We start from the raw sequence: 16986 nt of genomic DNA on the forward strand, positions 1-16986 counted from the left end.
CTCTTGCCTGCGTTGATTCCCGAGCTGGTCGCGACGGTGCTGACGCCGTACCTCGGGGTCGAGGGCGCGCGGCAGGCGATCGAGGATGGGGAGCTTCCGGGAAAGCAGGATTGCGGCCCGACGTCCACCGTTTCGGACGGCCAGCAGCCATCCGAAGAGCAGATCTCGTCCTGCTGATGCTGCGTTTACGGCGCGCTGTGTGCACGTCGTGGCCGGCCAGTGGCCGGGCTATTCAATTCAGACCGGGACCGGGGCGCCCATCTTTGCGGAGGGAACGCCCCGGTTCCAGCACGCTCAGCTTAGCTGGGCAGAAAGGAGGGCGAGCGTTCCATGTTCTCCCTCGGTAACAACATCAAGTCCAAGCTCGCGTTGGCGGCGGTCGTCGCCGCGGGTGCCTTGGCCGTTCCGTCGGCCGCCTCGGCGGTGACCGCGGGCGGTTGCCCGAGTGCCACCGACTGTACGTTCGTCGGCGGGACCGGTCATAGCGCGGTGACGGACACCGGTGGTTCGACGCAGTTCCGCGTCAATTCGAGTCCCTTTGTGACGGTTACTTGCACCAATTCGAGGGCTACTGTCGTCACGGAGTCCCCGGCCAGCGACATCGCTACTGCGACGCTGCAGTTCAGTGGCTGCATGGCTGCCGGGTTCAACACGGTGGTGACGTGCACCCCGTCGACCGTTACTTTCACCTCGGGTGGGTCCGGGAGCGGGACGGGGCCGCTAAAGCTGAGTCAGAACAACTGCACGATGCAGGTCGCAAGCATCTGCTTGATCCGGACCTCGAACACCGTTGCAGGTCAGAACGTCCTCTTGAACGCGACGGGTGCGACGGGTGCCAAGTCGGCGCAGTTCACGGCCGGGATCGCCGGGAACACCGATGCGCTGACGTTCAACGCCTCGGGTCTGGGCTGCGCCCTGGCTGGCGTGCCCTCCTCGGGGACGGCGACGTTCAGCAACGACCCGAACTCCGGTGCGATTACGTATGACGAGGTTCCGTCTACTAGCAACGGCCTCGTCATCAGCTAACGCCGTGCAGCGGTCTTTGGGCGACCACTGACCGCTGGGCGGTTTGCGGTCACGGCGGGCGGTGTGCGCGTCGTGGCCGGCTGTGAGTCGGTCCTTTTAATCCAGATCGGGACCGGGGCGCCCATCTTTGCGGAGGGAACGCCCCGGTGCCAGCAACGCCCGGTTCCGCTGGGCAGAAAGGAGGGCGAGCGTTCTATGTTCTCCCTCGGTAGCAACATCAAGTTCAAGCTCGCGTTGGCGGCGGTCGTCGCTGCGGGTGCCATGGCCGTTCCGTCGGCGGCCTCGGCGGTGACCGCGTCCGGTTGCAGCTTCGCCGCCGACTGCGGGTTCGTCGGCGGGACCGGTCACAACGCCGCGACGGACACCGGTGGTTCGACGCAGTTCCGCGTCAATTCGAGTCCGAACCTGACGGTGATCTGCACCAATTCGAGGGCTACTGCCGTCACGCAGAACCCGTCCAGCATCTACTTTGCTGTGACGCTGCAGTTCGCTAATTGCACGACAAGCGGCCTCTCGGCGTCGGTGACGTGCACGTCGTCGACCGTTACTCTCTTCTCGGGCGGGTCCGGGAGCGGGAGCGGATATCTGGACCTGAGTCAGAACAACTGCACGATCAGCATCTCATCGGGTTTCTGTGTGATTCGGATCTCGAACACCGCTGGCGGTCAGAGCGTCGGCACGAGCGTGACCGGCGCGAACGGCAGCAAGTCGGCGCAGATCACCGCGGCGGTCACCGGGAACACCGATGCGCTGACGTTCAACGCCCCGGGGGCGGGCTGCACGCTGGCTGGCGTGCCCGCCACCGGGGTGCTGACGTTCAGCAACTCGCCGAATTCCGGTCCGATTACGTACGACGAGGTTCCGTCTACTAGTCCTGGCCTCATCATCAGCTAACACCGAACATCGGTCTTTGGGCGAGCACTGGCCGCTTGGTGGTTTGCGGTCACGGCGGGCCGTGTGCGCGTCGTCGCCGGCTGTTTGTCGGCTTTTCAATTCAGATCGGGACCGGGGTGCCTATCTTGCGGAGGGAACGCCCCGGTTCCAACAACGCTCAGTTCAGCTGGGCAGAAAGGAGGGTGAGTGTTCTATGTTCTCCCTCGGTAATAGCATCAAGTCCAAGCTCGCGTTGGCGGCGGTCGTCGCTGCGGGTGTCATGGCCGTTCCGTCGGCCGCTTCGGCGGTGACCGGATCCGGTTGTCCCGCCGGCGTCGGCACCGACTGTGAGTTCGTCGGCGGGACCGGTCACAACGCCGCGACGGACACCGGCGGCAAGACGCAGTTCCGCATCAATACGAGCCCCTTTGCGACGGTGATCTGCACCGATTCGAGGGCTACGGTGGTTACGAATGGCACCATGGACGTTGCTGTGACGCTGAAGTTCACCGGCTGCGCGGCCGCGGGGCTCGCGTTCGTGGTGACGTGCACCCCGTCGAACGTTACTCTCACCTCGGGTAGTTCCGGGAGCGGGAGCGGGCTTCTGAACGTGAGTCAGAACAACTGCACGATGAACCTCGCATCGGGTCTCTGCGTGATGCGGGGATCGAACACCGCTGGCGGTCAGAACATCCTCTTGAACGCGACGGGTGCGACGGGTGCCAAGTCGGCGCAGATCACGGCCGTGGTCGCCGGGAACACCGATGCGCTGACGTTCAACGCCTCGGGTGCGGGCTGCGGCCTGTTCGGTTGGCCCGCGTCGGGGACGGGGACGCTCAGCAACGCGCCGAACTCCGGTGCGATTACGTACGACGAGGTTCCGTCTACTAGCGCCGGCCTCATCATCAGCTAACAACAAGTACAGGATCGGCCCGGATTCGGCGATCGGCGACCGGGCCGTGGCGACGGTCGCCGCGGCCCGGTCTACTCAGGAGGGACGACTATGCGAGGTCCCCTTCGGGGAGCCAATGGTCGGGCTCGTCGTGCTTCGTCCAGTGATTCGTCGTGGGTTGCTGTTGCGATTACGGCGGGCCGTGTGCACGTCGTGGCCGGCCGTTTGTCGGCTTTTCAATTCAGACCGGGGCGCCCATCTTGCGGAGGGAACGCCCCGGTTCCAGCAACGCCTGGTTTTGCTGGGCGGAAAGGAGGGTGAGCGTTCTATGTTCTCCCTCGGTAGCAGTTCAAGCTCGCGTTGGCGGCGGTCGTCGCTGCGGGTGCCATGGCCGTTCCGTCGGCGGCCTCGGCGGTCACCGCGTCCGGTTGTCCCGTCGGCGGCGACTGTGAGTTCGTCGGCGGCACCGGTCACACGGCCTCTACCGGCGGCGCGACGCAGTTCCGCGTCATACGGGTCTGCGCCGATTCGAGGGCTATTGCTGTTGCGAACGGCACCGGCCTGATTGCGACGACGCTGAGGTTCAACGGCTGCTCGATCTCCGGATTCCCGGTGGCGGTGACGTGCACCCCGTCGGACATGACTCTCGCCTCGGGTGGGTCCGGGAGCGGGACGGGACCGCTGAACCTGAGCCAGAGCAACTGCACGTTCAACATCGCAGCGGGTCTCTGCACGATCCGGATGCCGAACACCGTTGGCGGGCAGGACATCGTCGTGGGCGTGGGCGGTACGACCGTCGGCGGCACGGCGCAACTCACGGCCGCGATCAGTGGGAACACCGATGCACTGACGTTCAACTCCTCGAGCGCAGGCTGCGGCCTTGTCGGGTGGCCCTCCGCCGGGTCGATGACGTTCAGCAACTCGCCGGACTCCGGTCCGATGACGTACGACGAGGTGGGCAGCGGCCTCGACGTCAGCTGACACCGAGAACCGGTCGGGCTTCCAGCGGAAGCCCGACCGTTGGGTCGTGGCGCAACTCGCCACGGCCCAGCTGCGTTCTTTTCTTCCTGAGCGTCTGAGCTCCGCACATGGGGCTCCGTCGGCGAGTGGCGGGTGCTCGCCCCCCCCTGCCCGCAGCCGCTCTCCTCGGTGCGCATTCTGCGGCGGCCAGCCTGGACCCCTGCATGACGAGGTGGCGGGGAAGGTCGCGCAGCTCGAACTCGCGGGGGTCTTCGCGAAGACCCCCGCCGGTGAGGTCGTTCGCGGCCTGTTCGTGTGAACTCGAACCCGCACGGAAGTGGTGGTGAGATCGGTGGGCGCAGTGCGTGGCCAATAGGAAACGACACGCGCAGGGGTGTATGAGTAGTTCTTATAGAAACAGCCGACGGACCAGGGTGGCCTGTCGCCGCCGCGCATCGCGGTCGAGGCGGAGAGGGTGTCGCCGAGTTGCCTATCCCGTCTTCAGGCGTGCCGGCACTGGCGGACGCTGGTGTCCAGTAGGAACTGGGCCTCGATCGGAGTGAGCTATGCCTATCGGCCTAGTCGCCGTTCTCGTGCCCCGGCCGGCTGCGGCTTGATGTGGACGGTATACAGTAGGCAGCAGGTGATCGTGGGCCCGCTTCGTGTTCGTCGATGAACACAAACCGGTCGCGCCCTTGACACCCAGCGAAAAGCTCGTGTAGCTTGCTGCCGTGCTTCGAAGGCACGTTCCCGACTCCGCGAACGATCTCTAGCGGAACGGAGCAAGAGCAACGGATGTTGTGCGGTGCCTATTCCATTGCGGCCGTGGCCTCATCGGGCCAGCCGCCAACCAGGAGGGGGCGAGTATGCGAAGTCACCCGCAGGGAGGCATTGGTCGGACCCGGCGCGGGCGATGTTGCGGAGATCGACGGCCCTTGGCCGGTTCTTGTCGTCGGTTCTCGTCGCCTGAACGTCGGGCGACGGCAGCGCCGGATGAGCATGCTTCGCGGAGCGCTCCGGTCTGGTCTCTGTGGCGATTACGGCGGGCAGTGTGCACGTCGTGGCCGGCTGTGAGTCGGTCCTTTTAATCCAGACCGGGACCGGGGCGCCCATCTTTGCGGAGGGAACACCCCGGTGCCAGCAACGCCCAGATTCGCTGGGCAGAAAGGAGGGCGAACAATAATGTTCTCCCTCGGTAACAACATCAAGGCCAAGCTCGCGCTGGCGGCGGTCGTCGTCGCGGGTGCCGCGATCGTTCCGTCGACCGCCTCGGCGGTGACCGCGTCCGGTTGCCTCACCGCCGCCGACTGTAAGTTCGTCGGCGGGACCGGGCACAACGCCACGACGGACGTCGGCGGCAAGACGCAGTTCCGCATCAATACGAGCCCCAACGCGACGGTTACTTGCACCGATTCGAGGGCTACTGCGGTTACGAATAACCCGGCCAACGCGAACGTTGCTGTGACGCTGCAGTTCACCGGCTGCACGGCTGCCGGTGGGCTCGCGGCGGTGGTGACGTGCACCCCGTCGAACGTGGCCCTGACCTCGGGTGGGTCCGGGAGCGCTGCCGGGGTTCTGACGCTGAGTCAGAACAACTGCACGATCAACGTCGCAGGCGGTCTCTGCACGATCCGGACGTCGAACACGGTTGGCGGTCAGGGCATCCCGATCAACGCGACGGGTGCGACGGGTGCCAAGACGGCGCAGATCACCGCGGCGGTTTCCGGGACGAGCGCGCTGACGTTCAACGCCTCGGGTGGAGGCTGCGCCCTGGCTGGCGTGCCCGCCACGGGCACGGCGACGTTCAGCAACGACCCGAACTCCGGTGCGATCACGTACGACGAGGTTCCGTCTACTAGCAACGGTCTGATCATCAGCTAACACCAAGAACAGGATCGCCCGGATCGGCGATCCGCGAACTGGGCCGTGGCGACCGTCGCCACGGCCCAGCCTCCTTTCGACGCTTCCTCCGTGTCCGTCCCCCACTCCCGAAAGGCTCGTCTCGTGCCGGAACTACCTCGTCCTCGTCAATCCGCTCGGTTCGGCCCCGTCCGCACCACCGCGCTTGTGCTGGGGGGGTTCGCCCTTGCTGGCGTAGGTGCCGCAGGCGCCCAAGCTTCCGATCGGGGGTTCGAGCTCGTCGGCCCGCCGGACGGCCTGGGCTACACCGTCCAGGGCTTCGCCGCCCAGCCCGGCGGCGAGGCGCTCTATTGGAATGCCCCTAGCGGCGAGCAGACCGCCGATCCCGCCCCGGCCGATGGCGGTCTCGGGGACGTCTTCCTTGCGCGGCGGTCGGCGGACGGATGGGTCTCGACCTGGCTCACCCCCGACCCGGCCGGCAAGCCGGCACGCGAGGCAAGTTTGGGCCTTCCTGGGATGCTGGCCGACGGCTTCACCTACGTCAGTGGCGGCGCCTTCACGGACCCGGGCGGGCTTGGCATCCCCGCGCTGTACCTCGGAGACGGCCACGCACCATCGCCGTTGCTTTCCGCCGCACCGGAGACCTCCGAGCAGGCGGGACTCGACAGTTTCCAGTGGACGACGTCGGAGGATCTCTCCTCCACGGCGTTCGCGACCACCGCGCCGCTCGCTCCCGACGACGCCGACAGCAGCACGGACCTCTACGTTCGCCGCGGCGACACGCTGAGCCTGGTCACCCGTCAGGCCGACGGCGCGGCCGACAACACCGCCGCCGAGCCGTTTCTGCCCCAGGCAGCCAGTGGGACCAAGGACGGAACATCCGGTGACGGCCCGTTGAACTACGGCGTCCTGTCGCGAACCGGGTTTCCGGTCTCGCAGGGTGGCTCGCCTGTTAGTGCGGACGGTAGATCGATCGTGTTCTCGACGACCGCGCCGCTCGATCCCGCCGACACCGACACCGCCGCGGACCTCTACCTGTGGCGCGAAGGTGAGGGCGTGTCGCTGATCAGCGACGACGAGCGCGGTGCGGCGGGTTGCCCGACCGTTCCCGGCTCGACGACGGACTGCACGGAGCCAACGGCGGACGTCTCGTTCGTGGGCATGTCGGAGGACGCGTCGATCATCTACCTCCGTACACGCGAAGGACTCGTCGACGGCGATACCGACGGCGGCAACGACATCTACCGGTACCGCGTCAACGCGCCCGCGGGGTCACGACTGACCCGCGCCACCGGCACGGGCGCCAGTGACTCGGTCTGGCCGGTGAGCGTGACCGCTGACGGCCAGCTGTTCTTCGCCGCGACCGACCGGCTCGGCACCGATCCGCCGCCGGGTACCGGCGCGGTCCTCTACCGCTGGGACGGCGGCACGATCGTCACCGTCTCGGCCCTCACCGATGACGACATTTTCGACACCACCAACCTCGTGGCCTTCGGGATCGCCTCCACGTCACCGGCCCAGCGGGCGGTACGGGCGACCGCCGACGGGTCGGCATTGCTGTTTCGCACCACGGGCGCCCTGGACTCCGCCGACACCGACAGTGCCGCGGACCTCTACCTCTGGCGCGCGGGGCAGGGCGTGACCCTGGTCTCCGGCACGGGATCGGCCTCGGTGGCGATCGGCACCAGCCAAAGCGACGACCAGCCGAAGGCAGCCAACTACCCGGCCTTCGGTCAGGGGCGGGTCATCTCCGCCGATGCCTCGCGGGTCTTCTTCGTCAGCACCGACGCGCTGACCGACGACGCTGGCGAGAACGGCCGCGCCAAGCTCTACCAGTGGCACGACGGCACCGGCATCGATCTCGTTTCTCCCGCCGGTGACAACGCGGGTGCGGTGCTCTACGTCGATAACGGTACGGACGGGGCCAACGTGTTCTTCCTGACCGGCGATGCGCTGGTCTCGGCCGACGCCGACGGCGGCGCGATCGATACCTACGACGCGCGGATCGGAGGCGGGTTCCCTGAGCCGCCGCCTCCTCCTGCGCCGTGCATCGACGACGCCTGCCAGGGCCCGCCGGCGCCGAAGATACCCGCGCCGGTCGCCGTGAGTCTGTCCTTCGCCGGCCCGACCGACCTCGGCCCGCTCCCGGCACGGCCCGCAGCCAAGCCGAAGGTCTCCAAGCCCAAGACGATCCGCGGCACGCAGGCGACGTTGCGCGTCAAGCTGCCCGGCGCGGGGCGCCTACGGACGTCCGGCTCCGGACTGACGCGCGTCGCCAAGACCGCGAGCAAGGCCGGCACCTACAGCCTGCGGGTCAAGCTGACCGAGCGTGCCCGTAAGACGCTGCGACGCAAGCGACGCCTGACGGCGACCGTACGGGTCGCGTTCACCCCGCGCGGCGGGGAGGCCTCCTCGGTCACGGCGCGCCTGACGTTCACGCAGCCCACGGGCCACACCTCGAGGAAGGGCCGCTGACCATGCGCTTCGTAGCACGACCCCACGGCGACGACCGGCACCGGACCGAAACTATGCTTCCTTCTCGGGAGGTCTCCGATCGGCGCCCGGCAGGTACCCGACGGTGGGCGGCTGCGGCGATCAGCGCCGCCACGCTCCTCCTGGTCGGACTGAGCGGCACCCCGGCGGTGGCGGCGGAGGAGTTCGGTCTCACGCAGTTCGACGCCGCCGCCGTGAGCACCCAAGCCGGTGCGCACTCCGACGTGACCACCACGATCGGCTTCAAGAGCGACCGCTACGTCGAGCTCTTCCCGGGGTTCGGGGACACGCTCCCCAACGACGGGGGCGTGCGCACCCTCGCGCTCGACCTCCCGCCCGGGTTGCTCGCCAACGCCGCGAAGGCCCCGACCTGCCGGCGGGAGCAGTTCGCCAACGGTCAGTGCCCGATCGAGGCCCAGGTCGGGAACGGCGTCGTCACCACGGCCACGATCGTGAAGTTCCCGGACGGCCTCATTCCGCTCAACCCGATTTACAACATCGAACCGACGAACGGGCAGCCGGCGTCGCTCGGGCTCATGGTCGGCGGCTCGCGACTGCCGGCCTACATCGACATCGGCGTGCACAGCGCCAGCGACTACCACGTCACCGCGACCTCGACCAACATCGAGACCATCTATCCGATCAAGAAGCTGGATTTGACGCTGTGGGGCGTCCCGGCCGACCCGGTCCACGATCCAGAACGCCTGTCGAGTACCGGCTCCGGGGGCGTTCCGAGCACCGCACCCCGCACGCCGTTCATGGTCAACCCGACCGACTGCGCCACGACGCCCGTCACGACGCTGCGCGCCACCAGTTACGGCGGCAACGAGGTCGCCGCGCAGGCCGAGTCGCCGAAGCCGACCGGCTGCGACCAGCTGGCGTTCCAGCCCACGATCAAGCTGACGCCGGACACCTCGGCGCCGGATGCCCCGGCGGGCCTCGGCGTCGATCTGGGGTTCCCGCAGAACGACGATCCCGACGGGCTGGCCACCCCGGCGCTGCGGACCGCCGTGGTCGACCTGCCCGAGGGCATGACGATCAACCCGGGTGCCGCTGACGGCTTGACGGCCTGCACCGACGCGCAGTCGGCGATCGGCACCGAGGACGCGGCATCGTGCCCCGAATCGGCCAAGATGGGCACGGTCTCGGTCGACGCTCCCGCGCTGCGCGAGCCCCTGGAAGGTGCGCTGTACATCGGCAGCCAGCAGTCCGACGATCCGACGTCGGGCAAGATGTTCCGCTTCTTCCTCGTCGCCAACGGGCAGGGCGTCCACCTCAAGCTCGAGGGGGCCGTTCGGGCCGACCCGGCGACCGGACAGCTCCGGGCGACGTTCGCGACCAACCCGCAGGTCCCCGTGTCCGCCATCCGCTTGGCGTTCAAGGGCGGCCCGCGAGCCGTGCTCGTCAACCCGCCGACCTGCGGCCCGAAGACGGCCACGGCGCATCTCGCGTCCTGGGGCGGTCCCGCCGTCGACACGCAGTCGACGTTCGGTATCGACTGCACCCCCGGCCTCGGCGGCTTCGCGCCGTCGTTCGCGGCCGGCGTGACCGTTCCGACCGCCGGGGCGTCGGCGCCGTTCACGTTGGCGATCCACAAGCCCGACGGCAACGCCGACCTGAACAGCCTGTCGCTGAACCTGCCGGAGGGGCTGTTGGCCACGATCAAGGGCAACCTCGGAACCCGCGTCGGGACGGCCACCGTTGCCGCCGGCCCCGGGTCGAACCCGTACTCGCTCTCGGGACCGGTCGTGCTCGAGGGCCGCTACGGCGACGCGCCCTATTCGTTGCGGGTGACGGTGCCGGCGAAGGCCGGACCGTTCGACCTCGGTGACGTGGTCGTGCGGCAGAAGATCTATGTCGATCCGCACGACGCGCACGTGACGATCGTCAGCGATCCGCTGCCGACGATCGTCAAGGGCGTGCCCGTCCGCTTGCAGAAGCTGAACGTCGCGGTCGACAAGCCCGGGTTCATGCGCAACCCGACCTCGTGTGCGGTCAAGACGATCGGCGGGACGTTGGGTTCGGTGGCCGGGCAGACCGCGGCAGTCAGTTCGCGGTTCCAGGTCGGTGGCTGCAAGGACCTGCCGCTGAAGCCGCAGCTGGAGCTGGCGATGACGGACAAGAAGGCCACGACGCAGGGCAAGACGACGCCGTTCTCGGCGACGGTTCGCCAGACGAGTGATCAGACGGCCCTGAAGAAGGTCGTCGTGACGCTGCCGCCGACGCTCTCGCTGCTGGCGGAGAACGCGTTGGCGCTGTGCAAGCCGGCGGAGGCGGCGGCGAAGAACTGCCCGAAGGGCTCGATCGTCGGCAAGGCGTCGGCATCGACGCCACTACTGAACGAGCCGCTGACCGGCGACGTCTACTTCGTCGAGGGCCTGCGGACGACGGCGTCGGGGAAGACCGCGAAGACGTTCCCGAAGTTGTGGGTGGCGTTGCGCGGCCCGATCGCCCTCGACCTGTGGGCTGACACCGATGTGCAGAATGACCGGTTGATCAACACGTTCGGGTTCGTGCCCGATGCGCCGATCTCGTCGTTCAAGCTGGATATCTTCGGCGGCAAGAACGGGATCCTGGCGGTCAGCTCCAAGGACGAGAAGGCCAACGTCTGCACCGGTCCGCAGGTCGCTGACGCGGTCTTCGACGGGCAGAACGGCAAGCAGCTGAAGACCCAGCCGCAGGTGCTGACGCCGTGTGGGTTTGGGGTCGTGTCGCAGCGGTTCTACTCGACGAAGGTCAAGGTCCGAGTTGGTGGCCTGCGGACCGGGAAGCTGACGGTCTCCGGCAACGGGATCACGAAGACGACCCGCACGATCACGTCCGCCACGGTCGCAACGGTCACCGCGAAGCTGACGGCGTCGGGCAAGCGGTCCTACAAGGGCCGTAAGCCGCTGAAGCTCCGGGCCTCGTTCGTGCCTTCCGCGAAGGGTGCGAAGCCCGCGAGCCGGTCGGTGACGCTCAAGCGCACCGCAGCGAAGAAGGCCAAGAAAGCCGCGAAGAAGTAGCCCCGAGGGCGCTTCGGCGTCCGAAGGTGCTGCGCGGCGGCAACCCAATCCGGGCGGCGGGGAGGTTCTCCCGCCGCCCGGTCGTCGTTCGTGAGCGCGTGGTTTGTGGGACGGGACCGTTGCCCTGATGCCGGATCACGCTACTCTTGCGAATCTGGATATTGAGGCGTGTATTTATGCCGTATAGACAGACGGACCCGGTGGGTGCTAGCCGAATGGGCGAGTGATTTCGCCTGCACCGACCTTGCTCGACGTGTCTGTGGCGCGGCGCGGCGGTGTTTCGGGAGTTCGTGGCTAGGCGACTGGCTCCTGTGGATTCTGCCTATGGCGATCGGTCCAGCTGTAGTGTGTCGAAGGTCACCTAGGGCCGGCCGATCGGTCGACCTCTTCGGCCCTGGAGTACAGTGAACGTTGCGTGTGGACTAGTTGGCATGAACACAGCGGGACACTGCACTTGACACTTGTCGAAACGCTCGTGTAGCTTGCTGTTCGCGTCCCGAGGGCACGTACACCAGGCTTGCGGGGCGTGAGGATGATGGCGATCTACCCAGCCCCAGTCGATGCCGCGGTCATCGACCCCGACTCGTCCCGAACCGGCCGGCGGCAGGACCGGCGGGCGCACATCATGCAGGTCACCGTCGAGGTGGCCGCGACGATCGGCTTCCGGACCATGATCGTGGAGGACATCGCCGCGACCGCCGAGATCGGCTGCCGGACGTTCTACCGCTACTTCCCGAACAAGCAGGCGGCGTTCGAGGCGGGGCACCTCCAGATCTCCGAGCAGCTGCGGGCCGTCGCCCGGGAGGCGGTCGACAGCGCCTCGGAGCCGCTCGAGCGGGCCTATGCCGGGGTCGAGGCGCTGGTGGCGTTCCTCGCCGCCGATCCCGCACGAGCCGAGGCGGTCCTGATCGAGGGGCCGTCAGCGAGCACCCGTGCGATCGAGGTCTGCAACGAGACGATGGGCTACCTCGTCGAGCTGTTCAGTGAGCTGCTCGACGACCTCCCGACGCGCCGGCGGGTGCCCGAGATCGTGACGGAGATGACCGTCGGCGGCGTGCGCGAGGTGGCCTACGCCCGCGCGATCCGCGGGGAGCTCCACGAGCTCCCCGGGATGGTCCCGGCGCTGGTCCAGACGGCGATGACGCCGTACCTGGGCCACAGCGAGGCCGCGCGCGTGCGCGAGCTCGCCGCGACGCGGGCCATCGCCTCCTAGACCGTCTGCACCTGCAGCAGGCTGGTCGTCCCGGGCGTGCCGCTCGGGAGGCCGGCGGTGATCACCACGCGGTCGCCGGGCTTGCACCAACCGAGCTCGACGACCTTCGCCGCGGAGTCGGCGATCAGCGACTCGGTGACGGCGTGGTGTTGCATCATGGCCCCGTTCACGCCCCACATCAGGTTGCAGCGGGCGACGGTCTCGCGGCTCGGGGAGAGCGCGATCACCGGACGGTTCGGACGGTGGGCCGACACGAGCCGGGCGGAACGACCCGAGAGCGTGGGGACGACGATCGCCGCGGCGTCCAGCTCGTGCGCGGTGTGGACTGCGCTGCGGGCCACCGCCCAGGCCGGGTCGGCGCTGTCGCGGCGGACCCGACGGGCGTTCCAGTCGAAGGTCGGGGCGATCGTCTCCGTCTCCCGCGCGACGTCGGCGAGGGTCCGGACCGCCTCGACCGGGTACTGCCCGATCGCGCTCTCCTGCGAGAGCATCACGGCGTCGGTGCCGTCGAGGATCGCGTTGGCGACGTCGGTCACCTCGGCGCGGGTCGGCCGCGCGCTGCTGACCATCGACTCGAGCATCTGGGTCGCGGTGATCGCCGGACGGGCGAGTGCGCCCGCCATCGCGATCAGCTCCTTCTGCACCCGCGGGACGTGCGCGATCGGCAGCTCGATCCCGAGGTCGCCGCGGGCGACCATGATGCAGTCCGAGGCGCGCATGATCGCCTCCGCGTTCTCGATCGCCTGCGGCTTCTCGAACTTGGCGATCAGTGGGCAGCGGGTCCGCGAGCGCAGCTGCTCGATGTCCTCGGCCCGACGGACGAACGAGACGGCGACCAGGTCGACGCCCATCTGCTTGCCCGCGGCCAGGTGCAGCAGATCCTCTTCCGGCACCGCCGGCAGCAGGTCGGCTGGGCCCGAGAGGTTGACGCCCTTGCGACTGGAGACCGGGCCACCGAGCTCGACCACGCAGTCCGCCTCGCCGTCGCCCGTACGGACGGCCAGCACCCGCAGGCGGACGGTGCCGTCGGCCAGGTGGACCTCTTCGTTGGGCTCGACGGCCTCGGCGAAGCGGTCCCACGCGACGATCAGGCGGTCGACGGTGCCGACGTCCTCGACCGAGCCCGAGCAGAGGGTGACCTTGTTGCCCTCGTGCAGCACGACCGGCTCGCCCGCGACCTGGCCGAGCCGGATCTTCGGCCCCGGCAGGTCCTGCAGGATCGCGACCGGGCGCCCGGCCCGGTCGGCCGCGGCGCGGATGCGATCGACGGTGTCGGCGTGGTCCTCGTGCGAGCCGTGGCTGAAGTTCAGACGGGCGACGTCCATGCCCGCATCGATCATCCGTACCAGCACCTCGGGGTCACGGCTGGCGGGGCCGATGGTGGCCACGATCTTCGTTCGACGAGGAAGCACAGGCACACGTCTACTGTAGGCGGCTGGCGTGCGCAGACGTGTCCGGGGCGTGACCGGACCGCCCGGATGGCGGGATCGAGCCTCCGTACACGTCGCCGATGCGGGCGGGTCGGTGACGGATCGGCCACGTGGCGGTCTCGTCGATGTGCGGGCCGGAGCGGACGACGTGCGGGCCGGCGGGCGGGGTCAGTCGTCGCCGTGGGCGAGCGCGGGGTGCTCGTCGCGGCCGCGCATCCGGTCGACCGTGCGCCGCCACCAGCCGCGGATCCGTCCCGGCTCGCCGCTGACCCGGCGCCAGTTGGCCGGCGGCGGGACCGTCGTGCGGACGAGCGCGACCCATTCGTCGAGCGGGACCGTGCCCCGGATCAGGCTGACCAGGCCGGTCGTGACCGGCGCCGCGATCCCGTTGCGCTGGAGCGCCGCCGCGAGCAGCGGCACCGACTCGAAGGCCTCGACGGCCTGGCCGACGCGATCGGGGATCTCGGCGCTCGGCACGCCCGCCGCCAGCAGCTCACCGGCGCGGCGGTTGCGGCTCTGCGGCGCCAGCGCGGTCGCGACCAGGTCGCCGGTCCCCGCCAGCCCGATGAAGGTCGCGGGCTGGGCGCCGAGCCGTTCGGCCAGCCGCCAGACCTCGGCGAAGATGTGGCCGGCCGCCGCTCCGGCGGCGTTCAGGCCCTGGCCCTCGGTCGCGCCGGCGGCCAGCGCCGCGGCGTTCTTGGCCGCACCCGCCAGCTCGACGCCGACCGGATCGTCGGTGTGCTCGCAGACCACGCCGGCCCGCAGGAAGACCGCGGCGATCGTCGCCGCCAGCTCCTGGTCGGCCGACGAGGCGACGAGGCCTGCCCCCTGGGTGACCATCTCGCGGGCGTGGGCGGGGCCGCCGACGCAGGCGACCCGGTGGGTCCCGAACCGCGCGGCGAGCAGGACCGTCGGAGGGACGCCCAGCGGCGGCACCAGGCCCTTGCTCAGGGAGATGATCTTCGAGCGGCGGTCGAGGCCCTGCTCCTCCAGCCGGGCGACGGCCTCGCCGAGCTGGGCCGACGGGACGCCGAGGAAGACGAACTCGGCCCGCCCCGGACCGGCCTCGATCGAGTCGATCTTGAGGTTCGCGGGTAGCTCGACCCCGGGCAGGTAGTGGGTGTTCTCCCCCGCCTCGCGCAGCCGCTCGGCCTGCTCGACCGTACGGGTCTGGAGGGTCGTGCGGAAGCCGCCCCGCGCGAGCAGGACGGCGACGGCGGTGCCGAACGAGCCCGCGCCGATCACCACGGCACGGCGACCGAGGGGATTGGGCAGATTGACACCGCGCAGGGGCGCGGCGAGCGGACGGGGACGCTCGGACATCTCGATAGGAGTACCCGGCGGACCGCTCAGCGGTACGCCGGAACGGCCCTTGGGGCTCAGCTCTGGTCTTTGCCGCCGGACAACAGGCTCCACGCAACCCACAGCGCGGCGACGACGGCGACGCCGATCAGCAGCATCCAGACCAGCGACATGACGGCCCCGACGACGGCGAAGACGATCCGGATGCCGATGATCACCGCGATCAGGATGCCGACGATCTTCGCCACGTCGAGCATGCTCAGGCCGTCGTTGGTCGAGGGTCTACGCGTGCTCATAGAACCAGGGTACCGATGCTGCGCGCCGATCAGGAGGGGCCTCGTCGGAAGCCCCGTCGGCGACGCTCCCGCGGGGGCGGTGAGCCCGGGTACGATGCGGGTATGGCTCATCCGACCGCTGGCGAGGAGGAGTACCTCGAGACGCTCTACTGGCTGCACGAGGTGCAACTCCCGTTGACCGCAGCCAACGTCGCGCGAGCGATGCTGCTCTCCGCGCCGACCGTCCACGAGATGGTCAAGCGCCTCGAGGGCGACGGGCTGATCACGCGCGACGAGCGCAAGCGGATCTCGTTCACCGAGCGGGGCCTGTCGGTCGCCGAGGGCGTCGTCAGTCGCCACCGGCTCGTCGAGCGGTTCCTGACCGACGTGCTGGGCATCTCGTGGCACGAGGTCCACGAGGAGGCCGAGCGGATGGAGCACGCGATGAGCCCCGCGATCGAAGAGGGCATGCGGCAGGCGATCGGTGACGCGAAGACCTGCCCGCACGGGCACCCGATCGCCGTCGGGCAGCGGATCCCCGGGGCGCCGCTGGCGGACGTCGAGGCCGGCGCGAAGATCCGGATCCTGCGGTTCGAGAACGAGGCCGAGCAGGTCCTCCACTACCTCTACGGCGCGGGCATCTCCCCCGGCCTCGAGGGCAAGGTCCTCGAGCGCAACGACGAGCGGGTCGTGATCGAGGACACCGCCGGTGAGAAGCACACGCTCACCCACAGCGCGGCCGAGACGGTCTCGGTCTCGGCCGACCCGTCGCCCCCGGAGCGCGTCGGCCTGCCGGCCGCGGTGGTGCTCGAGCAAGCGGCCTTCGGCCGGTGAATGGTGTGAGGCGTCCGTAGGCGCGTCGCATCTCGGGCCGGCTGAAGCTCGGCAGGACTGGCGTCCAGCTCTCGCGTCATCCGCCCCGACCTGCTTGGCCTACGAACGCCTCACACGCATTCACGCGCGGTCAGCCGACCGTCTGAAACGAGAAGGGCCGGTGAGCAGATCGCCGGCCCTTCGTCGTTGGAGGTGGTCAGCCCCGAGGTTGGTTCGTGAGCTGACCACGTGCGGTTGCGTCTGCGGTGGTCGTAGGCCGAGCAGGTCGGTTCGCGTTGGTCCGAGAGCTGGCCGCCAGGCCTGCCGCGGCCCACGCGGGCCGAGATGCGACGGCATACGGCCGTCCGCAGACCAACCGCAGCTACCAGCGGGGGAAGAGCGGCGAGCTGGTGATCGCGGCGGCGACGTCCTGCGTCTGGTTGACGACGTAGAAGAGGATCAGGGCGCCGCCGATCAGGCCGACGTTCTTCATGAAGTTGATCTGCTCGCCCTGGCGGGCCTGCGGGTCCGTCTCCTTCCAGAACGGGTGCATGAAGACCGACACCGGCAGCAGGAAGGCGATCAGCAGCAGTGCGCCGAGGTCGGGCCAGATCCCGAGCACGATCGAGAGCGCGCCGACGAGGCCGATCAGGCCGCTGACGATGACGCCCGCGGCCGGAGCGGGAACGCCCTTGCTTGCCGCGTACTGCGCCATCGGCTGGGTCTGGGTGAAGTGGCCGACGGCCGAGAGCAGGAAGATCGCCGCAAGTAGAACGCGGCCGATCAGGAAGACGATGTCCATCAGGAACTCCTAAGTCGTTGCTGTTGCAACAAGCGTAGCACT

At 68.9% G+C, this 16986-nt stretch carries 13 protein-coding genes; 9 read left to right on the top strand and 4 right to left on the bottom strand.

All coding sequences use genetic code 11. From position 1 onward, the window contains the following. Window positions 1-330: 330 nt before the first annotated feature. From ACVUH9_RS09155 to ACVUH9_RS09190, 8 genes are all read left to right on the top strand, one after another. Complete coding sequence (locus ACVUH9_RS09155; RefSeq protein WP_475756123.1) at window positions 331-1026, top strand: hypothetical protein; 696 nt, start codon at window positions 331-333, stop codon at window positions 1024-1026. A gap of 195 nt (window positions 1027-1221) precedes the next feature. Then, a complete protein-coding gene (locus ACVUH9_RS09160) occupies window positions 1222-1920 on the top strand; it encodes a hypothetical protein (RefSeq protein ID WP_475756124.1) in 699 nt (232 codons plus the stop codon). A 193-nt stretch (window positions 1921-2113) separates the two neighbouring features. Further along, on the top strand, window positions 2114-2812 hold the full coding sequence (locus ACVUH9_RS09165) for a hypothetical protein (RefSeq protein WP_475756126.1): 699 nt from the start codon (window positions 2114-2116) through the stop codon (window positions 2810-2812). A 366-nt stretch (window positions 2813-3178) separates the two neighbouring features. Beyond that, entirely contained in the window at window positions 3179-3772 is a 594-nt protein-coding gene (locus ACVUH9_RS09170) for a hypothetical protein (RefSeq protein WP_475756128.1), read from the top strand. A 1161-nt stretch (window positions 3773-4933) separates the two neighbouring features. Continuing rightward, window positions 4934-5632, top strand: coding sequence for a hypothetical protein (locus ACVUH9_RS09175; RefSeq protein WP_475756129.1), 699 nt, complete (start codon window positions 4934-4936; stop codon window positions 5630-5632). A 90-nt stretch (window positions 5633-5722) separates the two neighbouring features. Further along, complete coding sequence (locus ACVUH9_RS09180; RefSeq protein WP_475756131.1) at window positions 5723-8086, top strand: hypothetical protein; 2364 nt, start codon at window positions 5723-5725, stop codon at window positions 8084-8086. A 53-nt stretch (window positions 8087-8139) separates the two neighbouring features. Next, window positions 8140-11109 carry a hypothetical protein gene (locus tag ACVUH9_RS09185; protein ID WP_475756133.1) on the top strand — a complete coding sequence of 990 codons (2970 nt, stop codon included), beginning with the start codon at window positions 8140-8142 and terminating at the stop codon, window positions 11107-11109. A gap of 535 nt (window positions 11110-11644) precedes the next feature. Beyond that, window positions 11645-12322, top strand: a complete 678-nt coding sequence (locus ACVUH9_RS09190; protein ID WP_475756135.1) for a TetR/AcrR family transcriptional regulator — start codon at window positions 11645-11647, stop codon at window positions 12320-12322. Here the strand turns inward: ACVUH9_RS09190 and pyk are convergent. The 3 genes from pyk to ACVUH9_RS09205 all read right to left on the bottom strand — a co-directional run bounded on the left by pyk (window position 12319) and on the right by ACVUH9_RS09205 (window position 15350). Beyond that, entirely contained in the window at window positions 12319-13740 is a 1422-nt protein-coding gene (gene pyk, locus ACVUH9_RS09195) for a pyruvate kinase (protein ID WP_475756137.1), read from the bottom strand. The two genes, ACVUH9_RS09190 and pyk, sit on opposite strands and share 4 nt — an antisense overlap. A gap of 180 nt (window positions 13741-13920) precedes the next feature. Beyond that, the gene (locus ACVUH9_RS09200; protein WP_475756139.1) at window positions 13921-15075 is read right to left on the bottom strand and encodes an NAD(P)H-dependent glycerol-3-phosphate dehydrogenase; all 1155 of its coding nucleotides are present in this window, start codon (window positions 15073-15075) and stop codon (window positions 13921-13923) included. Window positions 15076-15131: 56 nt separating this feature from the next. Next, entirely contained in the window at window positions 15132-15350 is a 219-nt protein-coding gene (locus ACVUH9_RS09205; protein ID WP_475756141.1) for a hypothetical protein, read from the bottom strand. Between the two features lie 102 nt (window positions 15351-15452). On the opposite strand from ACVUH9_RS09205, the gene ACVUH9_RS09210 reads away from it, so the two are divergent. Then, the gene (locus ACVUH9_RS09210; protein ID WP_475756143.1) at window positions 15453-16163 is read left to right on the top strand and encodes a metal-dependent transcriptional regulator; all 711 of its coding nucleotides are present in this window, start codon (window positions 15453-15455) and stop codon (window positions 16161-16163) included. A gap of 361 nt (window positions 16164-16524) precedes the next feature. Here ACVUH9_RS09210 and ACVUH9_RS09215 read toward each other — a convergent pair whose 3' ends face one another. Further along, window positions 16525-16944, bottom strand: a complete 420-nt coding sequence (locus ACVUH9_RS09215) for a DoxX family protein (RefSeq protein ID WP_475756145.1) — start codon at window positions 16942-16944, stop codon at window positions 16525-16527. Window positions 16945-16986 lie beyond the last annotated feature (42 nt).

Source organism: Patulibacter ginsengiterrae, assembly GCF_056269115.1.